The organism is Oscillibacter valericigenes (genome assembly GCF_021531435.1).
Classification (GTDB): domain Bacteria; phylum Bacillota; class Clostridia; order Oscillospirales; family Oscillospiraceae; genus Oscillibacter; species Oscillibacter valericigenes_B.
The window spans coordinates 82,421-105,832 of the sequence record NZ_JAFBIS010000008.1; the positions used below are offsets into that span (position 1 = coordinate 82,421).

Here is a 23,412-nt window from a genome sequence, read left to right on the forward strand (position 1 = left end):
CTCCCTCCTCACGCCATCACCGGGACGGCCTTGCCGTCCAGACGGGTCTCCAGCAGCTCCGGCTTTTTCAGATACCGCTCAAAGGCGGCGAAGAAGCGGGAGTATTCGATGCCGGTGGCGATGCGCTCGTCCATCACCACGCCCAGGGGCATCCGCTTCTTCCGGCTCCCCGCCGGGGCGTGGGGGTCGGGCACGGGCTTGCCCATGCAGACGAACACGCTGGTGGTGCCGAACTCGTAGCAGTGGTGGAAAATGTAGCTGGTGTTGATGGAGGCCAGGTTCGTGATGAACAGGCTGGTGTGGAAGGGGCTGAGGTCGATGATCTTCTTCGGCAGCAGGCCCCACACGTCCAGCCGGTAGGCCAGGCCGAACACCAGCCGGGCAAGGCCGGGGATGGAAAAGGCGATGTTGGCGAACTTGTCCGTGTTGTTGTTGTGGACGGCCTCCATGTTCCGGTCGATATGCTCCTGGATGCGCTGGCTGATGGTGAACACATCGTCCTCCGGGTTCAGGTAAATTTTCAAAGTCGTCTCGTCCGGCGTGCCGTCCGCCCGGGTCTTGAGGATGACGAAGCTGACGCAGAAATGGTTCCGCTTGTACACCTTGCGGTTCATAATGAAGTAGTTCACCTTGGGATTCTCCAGCGCCGCCTTGTAGTAGGCGGCGATCAGCACGCTCATGTGGGTCACGCGGTGGCCCTCCCGCCGCTTCTGGCGGATGAAGGTCTTGACGATGTCTTCATCCACATAGTCGCTGGCCCAGTTCTGGGCGTCAAAGCGCTTGGGCATGATGTATGGCAGGGCCTGTACGATGGGCGTCAATCCCTTGACGCGGGTTCCGTCCGGTCTCATGGTCGTCTCCTCATTCTTTCCTAAACTTGGGATCGCTCCCTTAGGTTTACACACGCCTTTATTATAGTAAAGATTCCATCCAATTTCAACTGATTCGCCACATTTGTCCGGCGGCTTTTTCAGTACTTCCATTTAAATTCCCCGAGGCTTTCCCATTGTTTATTGACTTTTTGCACAAAAGCCAAACATTTTTTTAGCCAGACTGAAAAATTTGAATATTTGGTTGATTCTGCCGTTCCCCTGTCGTATACTGAAATCAGGATCAAAGGAAGAGGTCGCCCTTTTCCCAGGCGGCGGCTCTCCGCCGCCCATTCAATTTGAAAAGATGGAGGAATTTGCTATGAAATACGGTCGTACTTACAACTTCTCCGCCGGTCCCGCCATGATGCCGGAGCCTGTTCTGGAGGAGATCGCCGCCGAGATGATGAACTACCGCGGCAGCGGCATGTGCGTCATGGAGATGAGCCACCGCTCCAAGGTGTTCCAGCAGATCCGGGACGAGGCCGAGGCTGACCTGCGGAAGCTGATGGGCATTCCCGACAACTACAAGGTCCTGTTCGTTCAGGGCGGCGGCACGCTGGAGTTCGCCATGGTGCCCATCAACCTGATGAAGAACGGCGTGGCCTGCTATGTGGAGACCGGCGCCTGGTCCAAGAAGGCCATCGCCGAGGCCAAGAAGTACGGCGAGGTCAAGATCGTGGCCTCCTCCAAGGACGAGAATTTCTCCTACATCCCCGACTGCTCCGACCTGGACATTCCCGAGGACGCGGACTACGTCTACATCTGCGAGAACGAGACCATCAACGGCACCACCTATCACACCCTGCCCAACACCAAGGGCAAGATCCTGGTGTCCGACCAGTCCTCCATGTTCCTGTCCCGTCCCTGCGACGTGAGCAAGTACGGCCTGATCTGGGCCGGCGTGCAGAAGAATGTCGGCCCTGCTGGCATGGCCGTGGTCATCATCCGGGAGGACCTGCTGCGGGAGGACCTGGACCCCAAGACCCCCGTCTACCTGAGCTACAAGACCCACGCCGACGCCGACTCCCTGTACAACACCCCCAACTGCTGGGCCATCTACTGCTGCGGCAAGGTGTTCAAGTATCTGCTGGAGAACGGCGGTCTGGAGGCCATGGCGAAGAAGAACGAGGAGAAGGCCGCCATCCTGTACGACTTCCTGGATCAGAGCAAGCTGTTCACTGGCGCCGTCCGCAAGGAGGACCGGTCTCTCATGAACGTGCCCTTCGTCACCCCCAGCAAGGAGCAGGACGCCGACGTGGTTGCCGCTTCCAAGGCCGCTGGCTTCGACAACCTGAAGGGCCACAAGAGCGTGGGCGGCCTGCGGGCTTCCATCTACAACGCCATGCCCAAGGAGGGCGTGGAGGCGCTCGTCGAGTTCCTGAAGAAATACGAGGCTGAGCACGCTTAATCCTGATATATTTGCCGCGTACACGCTGCGGCAAAAATGATTCAAAAATGCGTGGCGCTCTGTCCCCCAATGGAGCGGTTTTCCGACTTTCACTTTAGGCACCCCTGGGGTGTGCCGGGAAATTTGAATAAAAAGGGGTAATTGAATATGTCAATGCGCGTTTTGGTCACTGATGGTATGGATGCCGGCGCTGTGGAGCAGCTGCGCAAGGATGGCTACGAGATCGTGGAGCAGTTCTATGAGCCCGACCAGCTGGGAACGGCCCTGCGGGACTTCGACGCGGTCATCATCCGCTCCGCCACCAAGATCAAGGAGCCCCAGATCGACGCCGCCAAGGGCAGCCGCCTGAAGCTCATCATCCGGGCCGGCGTGGGCGTGGACAACATCGCCGTCAAGTACGCCGAGGCCGCGGGCATCACCGTGAAGAACACGCCGAGAGCGTCCTCCAACGCCGTAGCGGAGCTGGCCATCGCCCTGCTGTTCTCCTGCGCCCGGAACATCTCCATCGCCGGGCACACCATGCGGGAGAAGAAGTGGGAGAAGAAGGCCTACTCCAAGGGCTTTGAGGTCATGGGCAAGACCATGGGCGTCATCGGCTACGGTCGCATCGGCCAGTTGGTGGGCGCCAAGGGCCAGGCTCTGGGCATGAACGTGTTGTCTGTGGTCCACCGCAACAAGCCCGAGGGCTGTGAGTGCGACACCATGCACTTCGTCTCCATGGATGAACTGCTGGCCCAGTCCGACATCATCGTCCTCTGCGCCCCCGGCGGCGACAAGCCTCTGGTGGACGCCGAGTCCATCGCGAAGATGAAGGACGGCGTGGTCATCATCAACGTGTCCCGCGGCTCCAATGTGGACGAGGCCGCCCTGCTGGACGGTCTGAACAGCGGCAAGGTGAAGGCCGCGGGCCTGGATGTGTGGCTCAGCGAGAAGGACCCCAACTGGGAACTGGCCGCTCACCCCGCCGTCAGCTGCATGCCCCATGTGGGCGCAGGCACCAAGGAGGCCCAGAAGCGCATCGGCGCCGAGCTGGTGGACATCATCGAGCATTTCTGATATTCAAAAAAAGCTGTCCGGTACAATGTACCGGGCAGCTTTTTTATGCTTGCTCCTGCTATCCGCCCAGGGCGTTCAGCAGAATTTTTTTGGCTTCCTTCCGGTCGGAAAAGCGGATCTCCGCTCCGGTGAGATACCGCGCCGCGTCGTTCCATTCCCACAAGCTGTATGTTTCCGCGCGGAAAGTTTGCAGACAGCGGCTTAACCGCCGCCGCTCCGCCCTGTGCAGGTCTGAAAGGTACATACACCCCAACTGGCCGGCCAGGTCCTCCAACAAGCCTATTTCCATCACGCCCCTTCCGCATAACACCCGAAATGACTTCGGTAATATAAATATGCCAAAGCGGGCGGATGATGCTCTATGGCAAGACAATTTGACAATGCGGTTTCTGTTTATGTGAACGCCGGAAAAACAGCCTGCCAGTCTCCTCCGGAATCCAGCACAGCGTCCAGACGGGGCGCCAGAGCCAGAGCCGTCTCCCGCAGGTACGCGGCAGCCCCGGCAGGCAGCTCCAGGCGGCGGGCCAGGGTCTCCCCCGCCCGTTCCAAAGCCAGCCGCCGTCCGGCGGGCGTGAGAGGTATCAGCAGAGCGGTCAGGGCCTCCTGTCCCGCCGCCGTGATGTCCAGGGTAAAGAGGCTCCCTTCCGTCATCGTCACCCCCAGCGCGGCATCTGCCGCCGGCTCATACAGGTTCACCAGCAGTTCCCGGTGGTCCGGGCTGGACGATGCCAACACCCGGCGGACGGCCTCCGGAGGAAAGCGGCGAAGGATGGTATCCTCTGTCAGGAGCCGGTCCAGGTAATCCCGGAGCCAGGCCACACCTACAAGGCTGTCCGGCACGGGATGGGCCAACTGGTAGTCGATGTCGCAGGGCACCTCCGCCGCGAAAAACCGGGGGTCGTAATCATGGAAAAACCCGCCGATGCCCCGGAGGGTATCCCGCAGCGACAGGCTCTCCTCCTGGTAGAGGCAGCCGCAGGCCCGGCGGTACTGAAGCCGCGTCCGGGCCGTCTGGCGGCGTATCACCTCCGCCGCCTCCCGCAGGACAATATCCGACGGCTTCCGCAGCAGATCCCGCTCCGGCTGGGCCTGATGGAGCTGCTCCAGCGAGAAGCAGATGGAGCGCAGCAGCATCTGCGCGGTATCTGACCGGACGGATGTGCTCTGTCCCGAGGTGTATCGTTCCGTCTGGAGCCGCAGCAGCTCCCATAGCTTCATCTGCCATGCCTGCCGGTCATATTCCGGCAAGCTGACCATCAAATCAGTCTGTGCCATGCTTTTCCTCCCGTACCCACTGGGCCAGCTCCGCAAGGGAAAGCCCCTCCAAATAGTCCGTGCTGCCTCCCGCCTTGTCAAAGGCCCGGCGGAGAAGCCGCAGAAGATACCCGTCCGGCGTCAGGTCTCCGGCCTCATTTTTGCAGCGGTAAAAAACGGTCTGCAAGGCTTCCAGTGTCTCCGCATAATCCGTCTGGTGCAGGTGCGGCGAATCACAAAAAACCTCAATGAGCCGGGGCAGGATACCCGCTCCCAACTCCACTCTGCCGGTGTCCAGCAGAGCCTGGGTCCGGCTTTCCGCCAGAGCCGCCATCTGCTCCGGCATCAACGTCAGGCCGTACCGGGCCGTTTTACGGTTTGTTTCTGCCAAAGCCTGCATGGTCTCCCGCGGCTGAGGAACGATATAAAACTCCATGATACCCACCTCCGTCTCCCAGCATACGGCGGCGGTGACAGCAGAACAAGACTTGAATTTTAAGCCGATTTGTGGTAATATGAGCACGAAGAAAGAGCGCTTTCGCGCTCTTTTTTCTTTATTTCCAGGTAAAATGGTCCTTGCCGGCCCCCACTTCAAAGTGATATTTCACGATGCCCAGGTCCACCTTGGCGTAGAACCCGCCGGTGGACTCCGCCTGCACCGTGTCTCCCTCCAGAGTCAGGAGGAACTTTTGCTGGTTCATGGCGGTGGGCGCCAGCAGGGCGGCCTCCACGCCGGAGCGGAACCAGTCCGGCAGCTCCCGGTCCGCTTTGCAGACTTCCTCCAGGGGTTTGCTCTTGTGCGGCACGCCGTGGGTCTCGCCATAGCCCAGCGACGCCACACAGACCAGCTTTTCACCGCCTTCCACGGTCACGGGGCATTTCCCCTTGCGATACGACATGGCCACCCAGCAGCTGTCCAGGCCCAGCTGGGCGGCTTTCAGCACCAGACGCTCCCCATAGTAGCCGATTTTTTCGTCCGCGCCCTTTGGCCCTATAAAGGCCAGATAGTTCCGGACGCCCCGGAATTTGCCGTAATGGGCCATAAAGCCCTGAAACGCCTCCGGTTCGTCGTGGACCAGCTGGATATGCAGGCCGCTTTCCCTGTTGCAGGCCACGGTCTCCTCCATCAGAGCCGCCAGCACCTCCGGCGGCAAAGGTCTGTCCGTATACTGCCGCACCGCATGGCGGCGGCGAATCGCTTCCATCAGTTCCATATCACAGTTCCTCCTCTGTATTGGGATAGCCTTCCGCGGTAGCGTTCTCCGTCACCGCGCAGATGTGGCCGCTCAGCTTCCGCAGCTCCGCCCAGCAGGATGCGGCGGCATTGGGATAGTAATATGTTCTGGTCCCATCCCGGTACAGCTCCACCGCTCCCGCCGCCCGCAGCGTGCGGAGATGGCGGGATACCGCCGGGCGGCTGAGGTTCGTGCGCTTTGCAATTTCCTCCGCCCGCAAGCCCACCTGGTCGGCCTCCAGGAGAGCCAGAAACACCCGCTGGCGGTTTTCATCTCCAAGGGCCACAAACAGCGGCCACAGGCGGCGGAATTCCTCCGCCAGAGCCGTCCGCGCCTCCACACACTCCCGGCAGGCATCCATCCGCAGTTCTCCCCTTTCCCGCTGAATGATTTGATTATAGCACGTTTTATTCCTGACGGCGCATTTGGAACGAAAAATGAGCGGGTTGGTTTCAGTACATTTTTCGCCTATTTTCTTCCATCTTTATTTGATTTTTTTGGAATTTTGGAATTTGTTCACAAATTATTAACTGCCATATCTATTTACTTATTAAAGTTGGCAGTATATAATGGTCGCATTCCGTAATTCAAACAGGTGGTGGTATCCATGAAGCAAACCGTTGTTCCCTCTCAATATTTGCAGATCGCGCTGGACCTGGCCCGCCGCATCGCCAAGGGCGAGCTGCCGGAGGGCAGCCGGATCTACGGACGGTCCGTCATGGCCTCGGAATACAACGTCTCCCCGGAGACCATCCGGCGGGCGCTGCGTCTGCTGGCGGACATGAAGGTGGTGGAAGTGAAGCCCCAGAGCGGGGCCGTGGTCCTCTCCGCCGACAGCGCCCGGCGGTATATCGTAAACTTTGAGGAGAGCGCCGACGTCCGGGCACTGCGGCAGCAGCTCAAGGAGCTGATGGCGGAATACGCCGACCTGAGCCGCCGCCTCAGCGACACGGTGACGGCCCTGATGAAGAGCCGGGACACCTTCGCCGCCGCGGGGGAACCCCTCCCCAACTACGAGGTCCCCATCCCCAAGGGCTCCCCTCTCATTGGTCAGAGCATCGGAGCACTGAAATTCTGGCAGTCCACCGGCGGCACCATCGTGGCCATCCGGCGGGGCCAGACCGTCATCCTGTCTCCCGGCCCCTACGCGGAGCTGTACGACGGGGACGTGATCGTCCTGGTGGGCAGCCCCGCCGCTGCGGAGGCCGCCCACAACCTCATTGCGCCAAAGGAGGTAATCAATGATCCAATTTGAACACGTCTGCAAAAGCTACGGCAAAACGCCCATCCTGAAAGACCTGAACTTCACCATTCAGGATGGGCAGTTCGTGGTGCTGATCGGTCCGTCGGGCTGCGGCAAGACCACGACGCTGAAGACCATCAACCGCCTCATTGACATCGACTCCGGCGTCATCTCCATCGACGGAAAGGACATCCAGTCTCAGGACAAGGTGGAGCTGCGGCGGCACATCGGTTATGTCATCCAGCAGATCGGCCTGTTCCCCAACATGACCGTGGCTCAGAACATCTGTGTGGTGCCGAAGCTGCTGAAATACGACAAGGTCCGGTGCGGCGAGATCGTCCGGGAGATGCTGAAGCTGGTGGGCATGGAGCAGTACGCCGACAAGTACCCCTCAGAGCTCTCCGGCGGCCAGCAGCAGCGCATCGGCGTGCTGCGGGCGCTGGCGGCGTCCCCTCCCATCGTGCTGATGGACGAACCCTTCAGCGCCCTGGACCCCATGACCCGGGAGACCTTGCAGGATGAGGTGAAAAATATTCAGCAGAAGCTGAACAAAACCGTCATCTTCGTCAGCCACGACATGAGCGAGGCCCTGAAACTGGCGGACACAATCATCTTCATGTCCGGCGGTGAGATCGTCCAGATCGCCTCCCCGGAGGAAATGCTGGAGCATCCCGCCAACGACCTGGTGCGGAACTTCCTGGGCAAGCACGCCTCCGACGCCCCTGCCCCCTCCACGGTGGAGCACTTCATGCGGACGAACCTTGTCACCGTCAAAAAGGACCGTGGCGTGATGGAGTGCGCCGAGCGCATGGCCCGCAGCAGCGTGGACTCCCTGCTGGTCACCGACGAGGAGGGACGGTACGCCGGTACCATCTCCATCGGCGACATCCGCCGCTGGGGCCGGGAACTGAACAGCATCGAACCCATGGTGCGCCAGACCGCCCGGACCGTCCGGGTGGGCGACGACGCCAGAGAGAGCTTTGACTACCTTCTGGACTCCGGCGCAAACTACGTGGTAGTCCTGAACGAGGACGACACCATCGCGGGCATCGTGACCAAAACCAGCGTGGCACGGTCGGTGGCGGAGAACCTGTGGGGGGATGCCAAATGACGGCCCTGTTTCAGACCTACGGCGCCATGCTGGCAAAAGCCATCGGCGTCCACACGGTGTATGTGCTGGTCTCCGTGGCCTGCGGCTTTTGTCTGGGCCTGCTGCTGGGTATTTTGCTGTCCCGGGTCCCCAAGTGGTCCGGCGTCATTCTGCCGGTCTTGTCCATCTTCCAGACCATCCCCGGTCTGGTGTTTATCGGCGTGCTGTTCATCCTCTGGGGCAACACCGCCTCCACGGTCATCGTGGCCCTCAGTGTGTACGCCATGTTCCCGGTGCTGAAAAACACCTACACCGGCATCCTGGGGGTGGAGTCAAAGTACATCGAAGCCGCCCGAGGCTGCGGCATGTCGCCCCTTCAGGCTCTGCTGCGGGTGGAGCTGCCCCTGGCGATGCCCACCATCATCGCGGGCCTCCGGATGGCCGCCATCTACACCGTCTCCTGGACGGTGCTGGCCGCCATGATCGGTCGGGGCGGCCTGGGTACTTTCGTGTATCAGGGCGTGGCCTCCAACAATAACACCCTCATCCTGCTGGGCGCTATCCCGGCGGCTGTTCTGGCCATCCTGTTCGGCGCGGTCATCGACCGGCTCCAGCGGAAGGTCACGCCCCGGGGCCTGCGGAAGGAGGTGGGCAAATGACCTGGTCCCTGATTTGTGAGCACCTCTTTCTCGTGCTGGCCGCCAGCCTCCTGTCCATTGCCATCGGCCTGCCCCTGGGCATCTGGGCCTATGTGTCCAAGACCGCCCGGCCCATCATCCTGCGGGCGGTGGACCTGCTGCAGACCATCCCCTCCCTGGCCTTGCTTGGCATCATCATGGTCTTTCTGGACCCCGGCAAGCTCACCGTTATCATCGGCATCACGTTGTACTCCCTCCTCCCCATCGTGCGGAACACCTGTCTGGGCCTGCAGGAGGTGGACCCCGGCGTCAAGGAGGCCGCCCGGGGCATGGGCATGAGCAAGCCCTACCGGGTGCTGATGGTGGAATTTCCCCTGGCCTTTCCCACCGTGTTCACCGGCATCCGCATCGCCGTGGTCAACGCCATCGGCACCGCCGTGTTCGCGGCCTTCGTGGGCGGCGGCGGTTTGGGCGGCGTCATCACCCAGGCCATCCGCATCTCCGACATGAAGCTCATCCTGGCCGCCACCGGCGTGCTCATGGTCATTGCCGTGGTGCTGGACCTGCTGATGGGCTGGTTTGAAAACCAGATGCGCAAGGACAAGGGCGGCTCCCGGAAAATGTGGGTCCCCGTGGCCGCTATCCTGCTGGCCTTCTGCCTGCTCCTTCCCTACGGCCGGGGCAGCAGCGGCGATCTGATGCTCTATGACGGCGACTACTCCGAGACCCAGCTCATGCACCACATGGTGAAAATGCTGGTAGAGGACCAGACCGATTTGACGGTCACCATCCAGGACCAGATGTCCCAGGTAAATAATTTCAACGCCCTGAACGGCAATAACCACACCTGCGACCTGATGATCTCCTACGACGGCACCCTGCTGACCACCTTCTTCCACCAGGACGTCACCGATGTGCCGGAGGGCATGAGTATCTACGATCATGTCAATCAGGTGGCCCAGGAGGAATACGGGATGCGGCTGCTGGAAAAACTGGGCTTCGACAACACCTACGCCATCGCGGTGCCCCAGAATATTGCCGACCAGTACAGCCTGGAGACCATCAGCGACCTGATTCCCGTGGCGGATCAGCTGACCTTCGGCGCGGAGCAGGGCTTCTTCACCCTGGAGGGCAGCATGAAGTACGGACCTTTCACGGAGTTCTACGGTCTGAACTTCCATGATCCTGTGTCCGTGGACCTGGGGCTGAAGTACACCGCCGTGGAAAACGGCAGCTTCGACGTCACCGTGGTCTACGCCACCGACGGCCTGAACCGCAAGGTGGGTCTGAAAATTCTGGAGGATGACAAGAGCTTCTTCCCGGATTACAACGGCGCCTTTCTGGTGCGGGAGGATGTGCTGGAGCAATACCCGGAGCTGGAGGGCATTTTGAACCAGCTTGCGGGCAGGATCCCCACGGAGCAGATGGCGGAGCTGACCTACCAGGTGGACGTGGTGGGCCGGACCGTGGACGATGTGGCGCGGGAGTTCCTGGTGAGCCAGGGGCTGCTGTAATGTTGAAGAAAAGCGGGACTTATCGTCCCGCTTTCCTTTTTGCAATGATATTTTCCGATTTTTCTACGATTTTGGCACCTGCCCAGCCAACCGCCGCGCCCAGCAGCGCGCCGCCCAGCACATCGCTGGGCCAGTGGACATACAGGTACAGCCGGGAGAAGGCGATCACCAGCGCCACTGCCAGGGCGGGCTTCCACAGGGGGCTGCCCGCCGTTTTCAGGGCAAACACCGCCGCGAAGGACGCCGCCGTATGGCCTGAAGGAAACGACGCGTCCGTGGGAGCTGCGATCAGCAGCTCCACCAGCCCATTCACCGCGAAGGGGCGGATGCGGCCGATCAGGGGTTTCAGAATGATGTTGCAGCTCACAAGGTCCAGAATCAATCCACAGGCCACGGAAGCGCCGTATTTCCGCTGGCCCCTGATGAGCAGCAGAATGACAGCCAGAATGATCCACAGCTCTCCGTGGTTGGCCGTCCGGCTGATGGCCGGCAGCACCGCGTCCAGAAAACCGCAGCGGAGGTGGGCCTGTATCCAGTCCAGAATGGCAAATTCGGCAGCCTGCATGAAAAACTCCTTCCCGGGACGGCCCCGCCGTGCCCGCTTTTTGGCCCATTATAACACGCGGCGGTTGTTCTGTCAGGTCTTTTTCCGCCGCATCCGGAACAGCAAATATCCCGTGACGGCGCAGAGAGCCGCTACCGCCAGGATGACCCAGACGGGCATTCCCGTCCCCGCGGAAGGCAGTTCCGGGGCCTCCGTCGCCGCTGGGTAGAGCTGTGGTTCCCGGCTGGGTCCGGTCAAGTCCGGGTTTTCCGGGTCGGAGATGCAGAACCAGACGTTCCGGTCGCCATAGAAGTAGCCCACATGTCCCCACTCCCGGCCGGATTCATCTACGTAGATGGGCGAGAGCGTCAGTTCATCCACCTCGAACGCCTGCGTCTGTTGGAAGTTCAGCGGTCCCTCTGGGTAGGCATAGGTACAGTACAGAAGGCCGGAAACCGAGAGGGTCCGTTCTTCGTCCAGCAGTTCCCCAGCGTGTTCCTCCAGAAAGCTCTGGTTGTCGTAGCGGTTCACCAGATCCTCCATGGGGACCCAGACCTCGAACCAACGGTCTTCCTGAATCTCACTTTCATCCAAAGCCAGGGCTGCCTCCCGCAGAGTCTCCGCCGAATATTCCACGATGCCCCAATCGCCCCGGCTGCCCTGATAGCGGTAATAGATAAAGAGCAGCGTTCCATTGGGAAGATTGGCAATGGGCGTGCCGCCCGGTTCATCCCACAGGGTAATATAGCCTTCCGGGCTGTTGACCCAGTAGCCCCGCTGCTCCAGCTCACAGTCCCCACGGTGCAGCGCGTAAAAAGAGCTTTCCGGCTCCCAGATCACATCCGCCAGGGCGGGGACGGTCAGCAGGCAGACTGCCAGCAGACACAGGGAAATCCACTTTTTCATTCGGATACCTCCTTAAAAAATCACGTTCAGCGCCAGTCCTGCGCCGTAGGAAATACAGTTGGCACAGAGGGAGAGCAGGTACGGACGGCGGACGTCTTCGCCGCAATGCCGGTAGCAGAAGCCCTCCACGGCGATAGCCGCCGCCTCCAGCGGCAGCTGCACTGCCCACCAAGGTGCGGCAGACAGCAAGCCGTTCAGCAGCACCACCGCCGGGTTGGTCAGCACATTTACCAGCACCGCCACTGTCAGGTCATGGCGGCTCCGCAGGCCCCAGCAATAGGCCACGGGCACTTCCAGTAAAAGGGTCAGGCCCAGGGAGACGGCAAAGGCGGTCATTTTCCCACCGCCTTTCCGAGGCCCGGGAGCAGCAAGGCCAGAGACGCCAGCGCCCCTGCCGCCGCCATGGGAGCGGACAGCCCCACGCCAAATGCGGCGGGCAGGAAGCCCATGAACAGTCCGAAGGTCAAAAGGCCGAAGGCAAAGCCCCGGAACGACGGCAGCTGCCGGGCCGACGCCCACAGCGTCAAGGGCATGGTCATGTTAAAGAGGAAGATGGCCGCCGTTCCCGCCATCGGATGCACCGGCGCCAAAAGCAGCAGCACCGCCGAAAGTGCCAGGGAAACAGCGGCGGTTTTGCGAAAGCCGAAGCGGTCCGCCAGATACCCGCCGGCGGCTTTGCCCGCCGCCAGCGCCAGCACCAGCACCGCCGCCCAGTGCCCCTCCCCTTTCCAGGGGAACGTCAGGCCCATGCCCACCCAGGAGCGGAGGATCACCACGCCCAACAGGGCCAGCAGCGGCAGTCCTACCGTGCGAAAAGGCGGCAGCTCCGGTGAAGTTTCAGCGACGGGGCGGGGCGTTTTTGTCAGGAGCAAGGCAGCGGCGGCAAGAAGCAGCAAAATCACCGCAATCCAGGCGGGGAAAGCCCCGCCCTTTCCCAGGACCGTGCCACAGAACAGCCCCACGGCGCCGGGGGAGACAAACAGCCCCAGCGGGCCCGCCTTCTTCCGGGAGACAGACAGGGTCTCCAGCCCCGCCCCCACATGGAACGCGGCGTTGCCCAGGCCCGCCGCCAGCGCCGCCAGCCAAGGGAAAGCCGTCAGCGCATAGGCCATGGCCACTGTCAGAACACCCGCGGCGGCCAGGGTGCCGTCCCGGTCCCAGCGGTCCGCCAGCAGTCCCAGGGGCATCTGGACCGCGAAGGCGCAGAAATTATAAGCCAGCAAAAGCGCGGACAGCTCCCCGCTCCGCCCCAGAAAGCGGAAAACCAGGAACGCGCAGGCAAAGTCCACCAGGAAATGGGCGGCACAGCAGGCCGCCAGCGTCCGTCTCACGCAGCTGTCCCCCTTTCGTTGAGCCTGTTTTATCCATAAAGACGATATTGGGAGGAAAAAGTTCCCTGTAATTCCCTATCACTATATGACAGGCCATGCAGAATTTTTTGAAAAAGTTTTTGCGTTCTGCACAAAATTCCTGTTTTTTCAGGAAAAAGGCGTTGACAGAGCCCAAGCAGAGTGATAGGATACAGCCAAAATTGAATCGCTCAGATAGAGGCGCGGGTTTCATCAGTACCCTCCGGCAAGGCCAGGCAGCCGCCGGACGGGAAAGGGAAAACCGCCGAAGCTGTGAGAGACTGCCTGGTCTTTCGCCGCTGGGCCGTCGGAGAATATCCGCCGGACTGTCACAAACCTTTGTGAAGCGCTATCAATGGCCGTTGGACCGTCCCTCGCGGGCGCCTTTCCGGATTTCCATGGACCGCTTGACAAAGCGGTCCAATTTTTGTCCTCCCGATACGGACAGAAGTACCGGAAAACTATTTTTTGGAAAGGTGATCTTACTATGAAGAAGTTTTTAGCTCTGCTCATGGCAATGGCCATGATCCTGTCTCTGGCCGCCTGCGGCGGCTCCAAGCAGGAAACCCCCGCCCAGAGCGGCGGCGATTCCGCCGAAGCGCCCGCCGAGACCCGTACCCTGCGGGTCGCCATGGAGTGCGCTTACGCTCCCTACAACTGGACCCAGTCCGATGACTCCAACGGCGCCGTGCCCATCTCCGGCTCCTCTGACTATGCCTACGGCTACGACGTGATGATCGCCAAGTACATCTGCGAGCAGCTGGGCTGGAACCTGGAGATCGTCAAGAGCGACTGGGAGTCCATCATCCCCGCCATCCAGTCCGGCACCGTGGACGCCGGCATCTGCGGCCAGTCCATCACCGCCGACCGTCTGGAGATGGTTGACTTCTCCGATCCTTACTACTACGCCACCATCGTCACCGTGGTCCCCGAGGACGGCACTTACGCCGACGCCGCTTCCGTGGCTGACCTGGCCGGCGGCACCTGCACCAGCCAGCTGAACACTATCTGGTATGACAACTGCCTGCCCCAGATCCCCGACGCCAACATCCTGCCCGGCCAGGAGTCCGCTCCCGCTATGATCGTGGCCCTGACCTCCGGCCGTGTGGATTACATCGTCACCGACCAGCCTACCGGCCTGGCAGCCGTGGCCTCCAACCCCAGTCTGAAGCTGCTGGACTTCACCGGCACCGACGGCGAGTTTGAGGTCTCCGACGAGGACATCAACATCGGTATCTCCGTCCAGAAGGGCAACAGCGAGCTGCTGGACGCCATCAACGGCGTGCTGGCCACTCTCTCCGAGGATGACTACACCAACATGATGAACGAGGCCATCTCTGTGCAGCCTCTGAGCGAATAAGCATATCGTACCCTCTCACCGCGGGAGACGGCATTCTTGCCGCCTCCTGCGGTCATCCCATTTTTACGAAAAGGAGCTGAGCCTCTATGTGGGCATCCGTCCAGAACGCCATTACCCAGCTTGTGGGGACCTCCGTGGGCAGCATGTCCTTCTGGGAGCGTATCCTCTACCTGATCGGCAAGTACGGCCCCTCCTACCTGGAAGGCGCCGGAAACACCCTGTTCATCGCCATTATCTCCACCGCCATCGGCTGCGTCATTGGCCTGGGCGTGGGCATTGTGCAGACCATTCCCGTCTCTAAAAAGGACAACGTCCTCAAGCGGTTCGTGGTGCGGTTCTGCCAGGTTCTCCTGCGCATCTATGTGGAGGTCTTCCGGGGCACGCCCATGATGATCCAGGCTGTATTTATCTACTACGGCGCGGCCCAGCTGTTCAATATCTATATGGGCACCATGTTCGCCGCTTTCTTCATCGTCTCCATCAACACCGGCGCTTATATGGCGGAGACCGTCCGGGGCGGCATCCTCTCCGTGGACCCCGGCCAGACCGAGGGCGCCAAGGCCATCGGCATGACCCATGTGCAGACCATGATGTCTGTCATCCTGCCCCAGACCCTGCGGAACATCATGCCCCAGATCGGCAACAACCTCATCATCAACATCAAGGATACCTGCGTGCTGTCCGTCATCAGCGTGGTGGAGCTGTTCTTCGTCCACAAGGGCGTGGCCGGCGCGCTGTACACTTACTTTGAATCCGCCACCATCACCATGGCCATCTACCTGACCATGACTCTCGTCTGCGCCAAGCTGCTGCGCTGGTGGGAGAAGAAGATGGACGGCTCCGACAACTATGACCTTGCCACCACCGACACCCTGGCCCACACCACCGGCATGTACAACTATCCCGGTGAGGGCAGCCCCTACGATGAAAAGAGCAAGGAATACGATCAGAAGAGAGGTGCCGGACATGCCTGAGATGATCTTACAGGTCAACCACCTGTCCAAGTCCTTCGGCAGCCATGAGGTCCTGAAGGACATTGATTTCACCGTCGCTCCCGGCGACGTCACCAGCATCATCGGTGCCTCCGGCTCCGGCAAGAGCACCCTGCTGCGGTGCATCAACCTGCTGGAGACCCCCACCAGCGGCGAGATCCTCTACCACGGCACAGACATCACCGGCCCCAAGGTCAACGCCGCCTCCTACCGCTCCCACGTGGGCATGGTGTTCCAGTCCTTCAACCTGTTCAACAACATGACCGTGCTGGAAAACTGCATGGTGGGCCAGATCAAGGTCCTGAAAAAGAGCAAGGAAGCGGCCCGGGCCCACGCTATGGAGTACCTGGAGAAGGTGGGCATGGCCCCCTATATCAACGCCCGGCCCCGGCAGATCTCCGGCGGCCAGAAGCAGCGGGTGGCCATTGCCCGCGCCCTGGCCATGGACCCGGAAGTGCTGCTGTTCGACGAGCCCACCTCCGCTCTGGACCCCGAAATGGTGGGCGAGGTGCTGAACGTCATGCAGGCCCTGGCCCAGGAGGGCATGACCATGCTGGTAGTGACCCATGAGATGGCTTTTGCCCGGGACGTGAGCAACCATGTGGTGTACATGAACCAGGGCGTCATCTGCGAGGAGGGCACCCCGGAGGAGGTCTTCGGCAACCCCCAAAAACAAGAGACGAAGGATTTCCTGTCCCGTTTCCGCCGGAACTAAACAAAAAAACGCTGGCTTGCGAAAGCCAGCGTTTTTCTCATTTGCCGCAATAGACTTGAATGGCGGCGGAGAGAACGGCCGCCGTGCCCTCGCCGAAGCGGTCCAGATTCTTTTGGAACCGCTCGTCGGCGGTATACATCTCCCCCAGGCCCGCCAGAATTTCGTCGGTGCAGGCGTAGTAGTTGGCGCTGACGAAATCCTGCCATTCCTTGACCAGGGCCTGGGCCTCAGGAGACGCGGAGTCTCCCTGCCGCATGGCAGCCGCACGGCGGAAGATGTCATTTATGCCCTCCGCCTGGGCGTTCACCTCGGCAGGCTTTGCCTGGCTCTCCTTCCAGGCGTCGGTATGGCCCCAGCGGGCCTTGGCCTCGTCCGCATACTGGCGGCGGGCCTGTTCCAGTTCACTGACGTAACATCAGAGTCAAGGGCTTTCGATAAAATTTTTGACTTTTTCTTTTCTGCGCTATATGATGGGACAAACGAACGGAGGAAACGCTTATGGAGCCGCACTTTTACAAAGCCACCCTGGAGGACCTGGACCTGCTGGTGCGGACCCGCATTCAGGTCTTGCTGGCCGCCAACCGCCTGCTGGAGGACACGGACATGTCCGCTGTGGAGCAGGCCAGCCGGGATTACTACACCGCTGCCCTGGCCGACGGCAGCCACGCCGCCTGGCTGGTATTCGACGGCGACACCTGGATCGGCGCGGGAGGCGTCAGCTTTTACCGGGTCATGCCCACCTATCACAATCCCTCCGGGCGGAAGGCGTATCTGATGAACATCTACACCCACCCGGACTACCGCCGCCGGGGACTGGGGCGGCGAATGGCGGAGCTGCTGGTGGAGGAAGCCCGGAAGCGGGGCGTCACCGCTATCTCTCTGGACGCAACCGCCATGGGAATGCCGCTGTACGAGTCCATGGGCTTTGTCCACATGCCAATGGAGATGGAACTGCCCAACGCATGAGAAAACGGGACTGCCTTTTGGCAGTCCCGTTGGTTTTTTACAGGTGCATCCCCACGGTGCGCATGACTTCCTCCACCTGATGGGCGGTGTCGTCTTCCCCGGGGCGGCTGGCGACGATGAGGTCAGCGTACTTCGCGTACAGCGGCTCACGCTGCCTGTATATCTGCCGGATGTCCATGCCCGTCGGGGCGGCGATGCCCCGGTCCGTCAGGTCCTCCGGCATCCGCTCCGAAATTTGGGAGAGGGGCGTTTCCAGCCAGACGGCCACGCCGTTCTCCTTCAGATGGGTCATGGCCCCCTCCGACAGCACCATGCTGCCGCCGGTGGCGATGACCGTGTTTTCACAGGTCAGCGCTTCTCCGATTTGTCCCTCCAGGGCCAGAAACGCGTCCAGCCCCCGGCTCCGCAGAATCTCCGCCAAGGTCTGGCCCGCGGCCCGGACGATGAGGTCGTCCACATCCACGAAGGTGTAGTGCAGGCGGTCCGCCAGTGCCCGGCCCACCACGCTTTTGCCCGTGCCGGGCATGCCGATGAGGATGATGTTTTTCATGCTGTCAGTCCAATCCGTTCACGATGTTGTCGGGCGCATGGCCGTCGGCCACCCGCTCGGCATTGCGCCACATGTGGAGGTGGCTGCGGCGGAACGCCGCCTCGGTGATACCGCCCAGATGAGGCGAGAGCACCAGCCGCTCTCCGGCGGGCGCGGGCAGGCTTGCCAGGGGGTTGTCCGCCGTCACCGGCTCCGGGGCGATGGTGTCCAGGCCCGCTCCGGCAATGGCGCCGGCCGTCAGCGCCCGGCACAGGGCGTCGTTGTCCACCAGCTCTCCCCGGGCGGTGTTGACAAGATAAGCGGTTCGCTTCATCCGGTTCAAAAACGCGTCGTCCACCATGTTCCGGGTCTCCGCCGTCACGGGACAGTGGAGGCTGACGATGTCGCAGCTGGCCGCCAGCTCCTCCAGCGGCAGATACGTCACGCCGAATCGCGCCTCCTCTTCCGCGGGGCGGCGGGTACGGCTGTAATAGTAGATTTCACAGCCGAAGGGAGCCAGCCGCTCCGCCGTGGCTTTGGCGATGTCGCCGAAGCCCACCAGTCCCACCCGGCAGGCGGACAGCTCCGTCAGGCCCCCGGCCATACACTGCTCCTTGACCTCCATCTGCCGGCCCTCCCGGACCGCCCGGTCTCCGGTGACGGCGCGGCGCAGGAGCATCAGCATCAGCAGGATGGCCTGTTCCGCCACGGCGCCGGCGTTGCAGCCCTTGTTGTTGCACACCCAGATGCCCCGCTCCCGGGCTGCATCAAGGTCGATCTTGTCATAGGCCACGCCCTCGGACTGGATGAGCTTCAGCTCCGGCATCCGGCGGATGAGGGAGCCGGGGACCGGCGCGATGGCATCCGCGAAGATGATGCCCGCGTCCGCCGCCCGGGCGAGAATTTCTTCCTCGCTGCTGTCCCTGTCCAGAAAGACCAGTTCCTGCTGCCGGATAAACGGCAGCGCCGGAAGATACGTCTCATAACGGGCTCTGGCGCCCAAAATGAGTATTTTCATCATGTGGTGCACCTTCTGTCTCAAAATAGATGTTCCTCATTATAGCATCCTGTGGACATCTGTCCACTGGTAAATTACACGAAAATCCGCACGCTTCCGCCCTTCTTTCGCTCTCACCAAAGCGCGCTGGAAAAGGTTGTTTCAATCTGTCGAATCTGCTAATTGCGGTATGGCGGGAAATCAGATACAATAGGTACGACCTTTAATGGGTAGTACCTATTTTTGATATGAGGTGAATGGTATGAGCAGTCAGCCCACTCAGTCCAAAACCATCCGCGCCCAGCTGCTGTCCGCCATGAAGGAAGGCGAGTTCGCCTCCTGCCAGCGTCTTCCCCGGGAGAGCGTCCTGGCGGAATCCCTGGGCATCAGCCGCACCCAGCTGCGGGACATCCTGGCCTCCCTGGAGCGGGAGGGCTTCATCACCCGCCGCCACGGCGTCGGCACCATCATCAACCGCCACGTTCTGAACGCCCAGACCCGCATGGACATCGAGGTGGAGTTCCTGGACATGATCCGTCAGAGCGGCCACGAGGCGGCGGTGGCGTTTGTCCGGGTCACCGACGGCGCCGCTGACGAAAAGATCGCCGGCCAGCTCCAGATCCCCGAGGGCACGCCCATCATCCGGGTGTCCCGGCTCTGCACCGCCGACGGCAAGCCCGCCATCTACTGCGAGGACGTCATCGAAAAGTCCCTGGCCCAGGGCAGCTACACCATCAACGATCTGAAGCTCCCCATCTTCCACTTCCTCCAGCAGTTCTGCGATGTGAACCCCTATCTGGACCTGACGGACCTGCGGCCCGTGGTGGCTGACGCGGCCCTGGCGGAAATTTTCCAGGTGCCCATGGGCTCTCCCCTGCTGAACATGGACGAGGTGGACTTCGACATCGACGGTAAGCCGGTGTTCTGTTCCAACGAGTATTTCGCCGACGGCATCTTCCGCCACACCGTCATGCGGAAAAAGCTGTGATACAAAAGGAGGACCTGACATGAAAAAAGTTGCTATCATCATGGGTTCGGATTCCGACTGGCCCGTGGTCAAGGGTGCCTGCGGCCAGCTGGACGCTTTCGGCATCCCCTATGAGGTCCACATTCTCAGCGCTCACCGCACCCCCGCCGCCGCGGCGGACTTTGCGAAAAGCGCCCGCAAAAACGGCTTCGGCGTGCTGATCTGCGCCGCCGGCATGGCGGCCCATCTGGCCGGCGCCTTCGCCGGAAATTCTACCCTTCCCGTCATCGGCATCCCCATGAAGGGCGGCGCCATGGACGGGCTGGACGCCCTGCTTGCCACCGTCCAGATGCCCAGCGGCATCCCCGTGGCGACCGTCGCCATCAACGGCGCCAAGAACGCCGCCGTACTGGCCGCCCAGATCCTGGCCGTCAGCGATGACGCCCTTGCCGCCAAGCTGGACGCGGCGCGGGAGGATATGGCGAAGCAGATCGCGGAAAAAGAGGCAAAATTACAGGCTGAACTGACAAACAACTAATACATTTTTATAGGAGGAACCACCGACATGCAGAAGTTAGAGCAGATCTACGAGGGCAAGGCCAAGAAGGTCTACGCCACCGACGACCCCAACCTGGTCATCGTTGACTACAAGGACGACGCTACCGCTCTGGACGGCCTGAAGAAGGGCACCATCGTGGGCAAGGGCGTCATCAACAACCAGATGACCAACCGTCTGATGGCGAAGATGGAAAAGGCCGGCATTCCCACCCACTTCGTCCAGGAGCTGAGTGAGCGGGAGACCCTGGTGAAGAAGGTCTCCATCGTGCCTCTGGAAGTCATCATCCGCAACATCTCCGCCGGTCACTTCGCCTCCCGCTACGGCGTGGAGGAGGGCATCGTGTTCGACCAGCCCACCATCGAGTTCTCCTATAAGAACGACGACCTCCATGACCCCCTGCTGAACGAGTACCACGCCCTGGCCCTGAATCTGGCCACCCGGGAGGAGATCGACCTCATCAAGAAGTACTCCTTCGCCGTCAACGACGTGCTGAAGGCTTTCTGGGCCGAGTGCGGCGTGACCCTGGTGGACTTCAAGCTGGAGTTCGGCAAGACCGCTGACGGCACTATTGTTCTGGCCGACGAGATCAGCCCCGACACCTGCCGCCTGTGGGACTCCAAGACCCATGAGAAGCTGGACAAGGACCGCTTCCGCCGGGATATGGGCGGCGTGGAAGACGCTTACGCCGAGATCATGAAGAGACTGCTGGCCCATGATGAATAAGAGCAATGTAACCGAACGCCACATTCACGAAGAATGCGGCGTCTTCGGCGTGTACTCCAAAACCGCCGCTGATGTGGCCTCCTACGCCTACTACGCCCTGTACGCCTTACAGCACCGGGGCCAGGAGAGCGCCGGTATCGTGGTCAACGACGACGGCGTGTTCTCCTCCTGGCGGGATGTGGGCCTCGTCAGCGAGGTATTTCCTCCCGAGCGGCTGGCGGCCCTGGGCACCGGCAACATCGCCGTGGGCCACGTGCGCTACGGCACCACCGGCACCGACAACAAGCGGAATGTCCAGCCCATTCTGGTGAACCACTACAAGGGCCGCATGGCCCTGGCCCACAACGGCAACCTGACCAACTCCCACGAGCTGCGGCAGGAGCTGGAGAGCAAGGGCTCCATCTTCCAGACCACCACGGATTCCGAGGTCATCGCCTACATCATCGTCCAGGAGCGGCTGAAAGCCCCCTCCATCGAGGAGGCCGTCTCCGCCGCCATGGACCGCATTGAGGGCGCCTACTCCCTGGTCATCTCCTCTCCCAGCAAGCTCATCGCCGTCCGGGACCCCCACGGCTTCCGCCCCCTCTGCATGGGCCATCTGAAGGATGGCAGCGTGGTGTTCGCCTCCGAGTCCTGCGGCCTGGACGCCATCGGCGCCAGGTTCGAGCGGGACATCCTGCCCGGCGAGATCGTGGTGGTGGACAAGAACGGCGTGAAATCCGACACCAGCCACTGCGGAAAAGCCGACAAGAAGCTGTGCGTCTTTGAGTTCATCTACTTCGCCCGGCCCGATTCCGTCATCGACGGCTCCAGCGTCCACATCGCCCGCCAGCGGGCCGGCGCGTTCCTGGCCCTGGAGCACCCCGTCCAGGCGGACATCGTCATCGGCGTGCCGGACTCCGGCCTGGACGCCGCCATGGGCTACGCCAAGCAGTCCGGCATCCCCTACGGCATGGGCTTCATCAAGAACAAGTACATCGGCCGCACCTTCATCTCCCCCACCCAGGACATGCGGGAAAACGAGGTCAACATCAAGCTGAACCCCATCCGCTCCGTGGTGGAGGGCAAGCGGGTAGTCCTCATCGACGACTCCATCGTCCGGGGCACCACCTGCCGCCGCACCATCGACCTTTTGCGCAAGGCGGGCGCCAAGGAGATCCACATGCGGGTCAGCGCCCCGCCCTTCGTCTCCGAATGCTACTACGGCACCGACATCGACGACAAGAACAAGCTCATCGCCAACCACCACACCGTGGAGGAGATCGCTGAGATCATCGGCGTGGACTCCCTGGGCTACCTCAGCCTGAATGACGTGGTAAAGCTGGCGGACAACACCCAGGGCGGCTTCTGCACCGCCTGCTTCGGCGGCGGTTATCCCACGGCGATCCCCCAGGATTCCGGCAAGGACCGCTTTGAATGCAAGATCAGTGAAAGGAAGAAAGAGGAAGATGCGTAGTTTTTCTGACAGCTACCGGGACGCCGGCGTCAATATCGAGGCCGGCTACGAGGGCGTGAAGCTGATGAGCGCCCATGTCAAGCGCACCATGATTCCTGGCGTGGTCTCCGACATCGGCGGCTTCGGCGGCCTGTTCGCCCCCGACTTCGCCGGGATGAAGGAGCCGGTGCTGGTCTCCGGCACGGACGGCGTGGGCACCAAGATCCGCATCGCCCAGCTGATGGACAAGCACGACACCGTGGGTATCGACTGCGTGGCCATGTGCGTCAACGACATCATCTGCTGCGGCGCCAAGCCTTTGTTTTTCCTAGACTATATCGCCATCGGCAAGAACGAGCCGGAAAAGGTCGCCACCCTGGTCTCCGGCGTGGCGGAGGGCTGCGTCCAGTCCGGCTGCGCCCTCATCGGCGGCGAGACTGCCGAGCATCCCGGCATGATGGCCGCCGACGACTACGACCTGGCGGGTTTCTCCGTGGGTCTGGTGGACAAGGCCAAGGTCATCGACCACAACACCATGGCTCCCGGCGACGCGATCCTGGCTCTGCCCTCCTCCGGCATCCACTCCAACGGCTTCTCCCTGGTGCGGAAGGTCTTTGACGTGGAGCACACCGACCTGAACGTCTACTCCGACGAGCTGGGCCGCACTCTGGGCGAGGCCCTGCTGGAGCCCACCCGCATCTATGTCAAGCCCGTGCTGCGCTGCCTGGAGGCCGCCAACGTGAAGGGCATCAGTCACATCACCGGCGGCGGCTTCTTCGAGAACATCCCCCGCTGCCTGCCTGAGGGCCTCACCGCCAAGATCGACAAGGCCGCTGTCAAAACGCCCCCCATCTTCGCCATGCTCCAGAGCAAAGGCAATATCCCTGAGCACGACATGTTCAACACCTACAACATGGGCGTGGGCATGACCGTCATCGTGGCGAAAGAGGATGTGGACCGCGCCATCGCCGCCCTGGACTGCGGTGCCTATGTCATCGGCGAGATCGTCTCCGGCGAGGAGCGGGTGACATTATGCTGATACTTTTTCTTGAAAGAAAAA

General features: G+C 61.5%; 28 protein-coding genes and 1 riboswitch. Of the genes, 15 read left to right on the forward strand and 13 right to left on the reverse strand.

Going from position 1 to position 23,412, the window contains the following annotated elements; translation table 11 throughout:
* Positions 1-8: 8 nt before the first annotated feature.
* Positions 9-851, reverse strand: coding sequence for a hypothetical protein (locus JQM68_RS06250; RefSeq protein ID WP_235222134.1), 843 nt, complete (start codon positions 849-851; stop codon positions 9-11).
* Positions 852-1,191: 340 nt separating this feature from the next.
* Between JQM68_RS06250 and serC the strand changes: the two genes are divergently transcribed.
* Entirely contained in the window at positions 1,192-2,280 is a 1,089-nt protein-coding gene (gene serC, locus JQM68_RS06255) for a 3-phosphoserine/phosphohydroxythreonine transaminase (RefSeq protein ID WP_235222135.1), read from the forward strand.
* Positions 2,281-2,427: 147 nt separating this feature from the next.
* The gene (locus tag JQM68_RS06260; protein WP_235222136.1) at positions 2,428-3,336 is read left to right on the forward strand and encodes an NAD(P)-dependent oxidoreductase; all 909 of its coding nucleotides are present in this window, start codon (positions 2,428-2,430) and stop codon (positions 3,334-3,336) included.
* Positions 3,337-3,394: 58 nt separating this feature from the next.
* On the opposite strand, the gene JQM68_RS06265 is transcribed toward JQM68_RS06260, so the two are convergent.
* The 5 genes from JQM68_RS06265 to JQM68_RS06285 form a co-directional block, all read right to left on the reverse strand.
* The gene (locus tag JQM68_RS06265; RefSeq protein ID WP_235222137.1) at positions 3,395-3,625 is read right to left on the reverse strand and encodes a hypothetical protein; all 231 of its coding nucleotides are present in this window, start codon (positions 3,623-3,625) and stop codon (positions 3,395-3,397) included.
* Positions 3,626-3,729: 104 nt separating this feature from the next.
* Complete coding sequence (locus JQM68_RS06270; RefSeq protein WP_235222138.1) at positions 3,730-4,611, reverse strand: DUF6179 domain-containing protein; 882 nt, start codon at positions 4,609-4,611, stop codon at positions 3,730-3,732.
* Complete coding sequence (locus JQM68_RS06275; protein ID WP_235222139.1) at positions 4,598-5,026, reverse strand: DUF6323 family protein; 429 nt, start codon at positions 5,024-5,026, stop codon at positions 4,598-4,600. Before JQM68_RS06275 ends, JQM68_RS06270 begins: the two co-directional genes overlap by 14 nt.
* A gap of 118 nt (positions 5,027-5,144) precedes the next feature.
* Positions 5,145-5,804 carry a nitroreductase family protein gene (locus JQM68_RS06280; protein WP_235222140.1) on the reverse strand — a complete coding sequence of 220 codons (660 nt, stop codon included), beginning with the start codon at positions 5,802-5,804 and terminating at the stop codon, positions 5,145-5,147.
* A 1-nt stretch (position 5,805) separates the two neighbouring features.
* Positions 5,806-6,186, reverse strand: coding sequence for an ArsR/SmtB family transcription factor (locus JQM68_RS06285; protein ID WP_235222141.1), 381 nt, complete (start codon positions 6,184-6,186; stop codon positions 5,806-5,808).
* A gap of 246 nt (positions 6,187-6,432) precedes the next feature.
* Here JQM68_RS06285 and JQM68_RS06290 point away from each other — a divergent pair, with 246 nt between their 5' ends.
* From JQM68_RS06290 to JQM68_RS06305, 4 genes are read left to right on the forward strand one after another with little or no spacing between them, the layout of a single operon-like run.
* Entirely contained in the window at positions 6,433-7,080 is a 648-nt protein-coding gene (locus tag JQM68_RS06290; RefSeq protein WP_235222142.1) for a TrkA C-terminal domain-containing protein, read from the forward strand.
* The gene (locus JQM68_RS06295; RefSeq protein ID WP_235222143.1) at positions 7,067-8,179 is read left to right on the forward strand and encodes a betaine/proline/choline family ABC transporter ATP-binding protein; all 1,113 of its coding nucleotides are present in this window, start codon (positions 7,067-7,069) and stop codon (positions 8,177-8,179) included. The genes JQM68_RS06290 and JQM68_RS06295 overlap by 14 nt, the downstream gene beginning before the upstream one ends.
* A complete protein-coding gene (locus JQM68_RS06300) occupies positions 8,176-8,817 on the forward strand; it encodes an ABC transporter permease (protein ID WP_235222144.1) in 642 nt (213 codons plus the stop codon). The genes JQM68_RS06295 and JQM68_RS06300 overlap by 4 nt, the downstream gene beginning before the upstream one ends.
* On the forward strand, positions 8,814-10,310 hold the full coding sequence (locus JQM68_RS06305; RefSeq protein ID WP_235222145.1) for a glycine betaine ABC transporter substrate-binding protein: 1,497 nt from the start codon (positions 8,814-8,816) through the stop codon (positions 10,308-10,310). Before JQM68_RS06300 ends, JQM68_RS06305 begins: the two co-directional genes overlap by 4 nt.
* A gap of 19 nt (positions 10,311-10,329) precedes the next feature.
* Here JQM68_RS06305 and JQM68_RS06310 read toward each other — a convergent pair whose 3' ends face one another.
* From JQM68_RS06310 to JQM68_RS06325, 4 genes are all read right to left on the reverse strand, one after another.
* The gene (locus tag JQM68_RS06310) at positions 10,330-10,875 is read right to left on the reverse strand and encodes a phosphatase PAP2 family protein (protein ID WP_235222146.1); all 546 of its coding nucleotides are present in this window, start codon (positions 10,873-10,875) and stop codon (positions 10,330-10,332) included.
* 72 nt (positions 10,876-10,947) lie between these two features.
* Positions 10,948-11,760, reverse strand: a complete 813-nt coding sequence (locus tag JQM68_RS06315; RefSeq protein ID WP_235222147.1) for a hypothetical protein — start codon at positions 11,758-11,760, stop codon at positions 10,948-10,950.
* A 12-nt stretch (positions 11,761-11,772) separates the two neighbouring features.
* Positions 11,773-12,096 carry a hypothetical protein gene (locus JQM68_RS06320; RefSeq protein ID WP_235222148.1) on the reverse strand — a complete coding sequence of 108 codons (324 nt, stop codon included), beginning with the start codon at positions 12,094-12,096 and terminating at the stop codon, positions 11,773-11,775.
* Positions 12,093-13,091, reverse strand: coding sequence for an MFS transporter (locus tag JQM68_RS06325; RefSeq protein WP_235222149.1), 999 nt, complete (start codon positions 13,089-13,091; stop codon positions 12,093-12,095). The genes JQM68_RS06320 and JQM68_RS06325 overlap by 4 nt, the downstream gene beginning before the upstream one ends.
* Positions 13,092-13,297: 206 nt before the next feature.
* Positions 13,298-13,469, forward strand: a riboswitch (Lysine riboswitch).
* Between the two features lie 127 nt (positions 13,470-13,596).
* Between JQM68_RS06325 and JQM68_RS06330 the strand changes: the two genes are divergently transcribed.
* From JQM68_RS06330 to JQM68_RS06340, 3 genes are all read left to right on the forward strand, one after another.
* Positions 13,597-14,469 carry a transporter substrate-binding domain-containing protein gene (locus tag JQM68_RS06330; RefSeq protein ID WP_235222150.1) on the forward strand — a complete coding sequence of 291 codons (873 nt, stop codon included), beginning with the start codon at positions 13,597-13,599 and terminating at the stop codon, positions 14,467-14,469.
* A 143-nt stretch (positions 14,470-14,612) separates the two neighbouring features.
* Positions 14,613-15,443, forward strand: coding sequence for an amino acid ABC transporter permease (locus JQM68_RS06335; protein WP_235222178.1), 831 nt, complete (start codon positions 14,613-14,615; stop codon positions 15,441-15,443).
* The gene (locus tag JQM68_RS06340; protein ID WP_235222151.1) at positions 15,436-16,176 is read left to right on the forward strand and encodes an amino acid ABC transporter ATP-binding protein; all 741 of its coding nucleotides are present in this window, start codon (positions 15,436-15,438) and stop codon (positions 16,174-16,176) included. Before JQM68_RS06335 ends, JQM68_RS06340 begins: the two co-directional genes overlap by 8 nt.
* Positions 16,177-16,213: 37 nt before the next feature.
* Here JQM68_RS06340 and JQM68_RS06345 read toward each other — a convergent pair whose 3' ends face one another.
* Positions 16,214-16,576, reverse strand: coding sequence for a TipAS antibiotic-recognition domain-containing protein (locus JQM68_RS06345; protein WP_235222179.1), 363 nt, complete (start codon positions 16,574-16,576; stop codon positions 16,214-16,216).
* 98 nt (positions 16,577-16,674) lie between these two features.
* Between JQM68_RS06345 and JQM68_RS06350 the strand changes: the two genes are divergently transcribed.
* A complete protein-coding gene (locus JQM68_RS06350) occupies positions 16,675-17,142 on the forward strand; it encodes a GNAT family N-acetyltransferase (RefSeq protein WP_235222152.1) in 468 nt (155 codons plus the stop codon).
* Positions 17,143-17,179: 37 nt separating this feature from the next.
* On the opposite strand, the gene JQM68_RS06355 is transcribed toward JQM68_RS06350, so the two are convergent.
* Together JQM68_RS06355 and JQM68_RS06360 are read right to left on the reverse strand one after the other, a co-directional pair.
* Complete coding sequence (locus tag JQM68_RS06355) at positions 17,180-17,692, reverse strand: shikimate kinase (RefSeq protein ID WP_235222153.1); 513 nt, start codon at positions 17,690-17,692, stop codon at positions 17,180-17,182.
* A gap of 4 nt (positions 17,693-17,696) precedes the next feature.
* Positions 17,697-18,692 carry a 2-hydroxyacid dehydrogenase gene (locus JQM68_RS06360; protein WP_235222154.1) on the reverse strand — a complete coding sequence of 332 codons (996 nt, stop codon included), beginning with the start codon at positions 18,690-18,692 and terminating at the stop codon, positions 17,697-17,699.
* Between the two features lie 238 nt (positions 18,693-18,930).
* Here JQM68_RS06360 and JQM68_RS06365 point away from each other — a divergent pair, with 238 nt between their 5' ends.
* Genes JQM68_RS06365 through purM form a run of 5 tightly spaced genes read left to right on the forward strand, consistent with a single transcriptional unit; the run spans position 18,931 to position 23,391 of the window.
* Complete coding sequence (locus JQM68_RS06365) at positions 18,931-19,656, forward strand: GntR family transcriptional regulator (protein WP_235222155.1); 726 nt, start codon at positions 18,931-18,933, stop codon at positions 19,654-19,656.
* Between the two features lie 19 nt (positions 19,657-19,675).
* Complete coding sequence (gene purE, locus JQM68_RS06370) at positions 19,676-20,173, forward strand: 5-(carboxyamino)imidazole ribonucleotide mutase (protein WP_235222156.1); 498 nt, start codon at positions 19,676-19,678, stop codon at positions 20,171-20,173.
* 27 nt (positions 20,174-20,200) lie between these two features.
* The gene (gene purC, locus JQM68_RS06375; RefSeq protein ID WP_235222157.1) at positions 20,201-20,917 is read left to right on the forward strand and encodes a phosphoribosylaminoimidazolesuccinocarboxamide synthase; all 717 of its coding nucleotides are present in this window, start codon (positions 20,201-20,203) and stop codon (positions 20,915-20,917) included.
* Positions 20,907-22,373: an amidophosphoribosyltransferase gene (gene purF, locus JQM68_RS06380; RefSeq protein WP_235222158.1), complete on the forward strand. Its 1,467-nt coding sequence runs from the start codon at positions 20,907-20,909 to the stop codon at positions 22,371-22,373. The genes purC and purF overlap by 11 nt, the downstream gene beginning before the upstream one ends.
* Complete coding sequence (gene purM / locus JQM68_RS06385) at positions 22,366-23,391, forward strand: phosphoribosylformylglycinamidine cyclo-ligase (RefSeq protein ID WP_235222159.1); 1,026 nt, start codon at positions 22,366-22,368, stop codon at positions 23,389-23,391. The genes purF and purM overlap by 8 nt, the downstream gene beginning before the upstream one ends.
* Positions 23,392-23,412 lie beyond the last annotated feature (21 nt).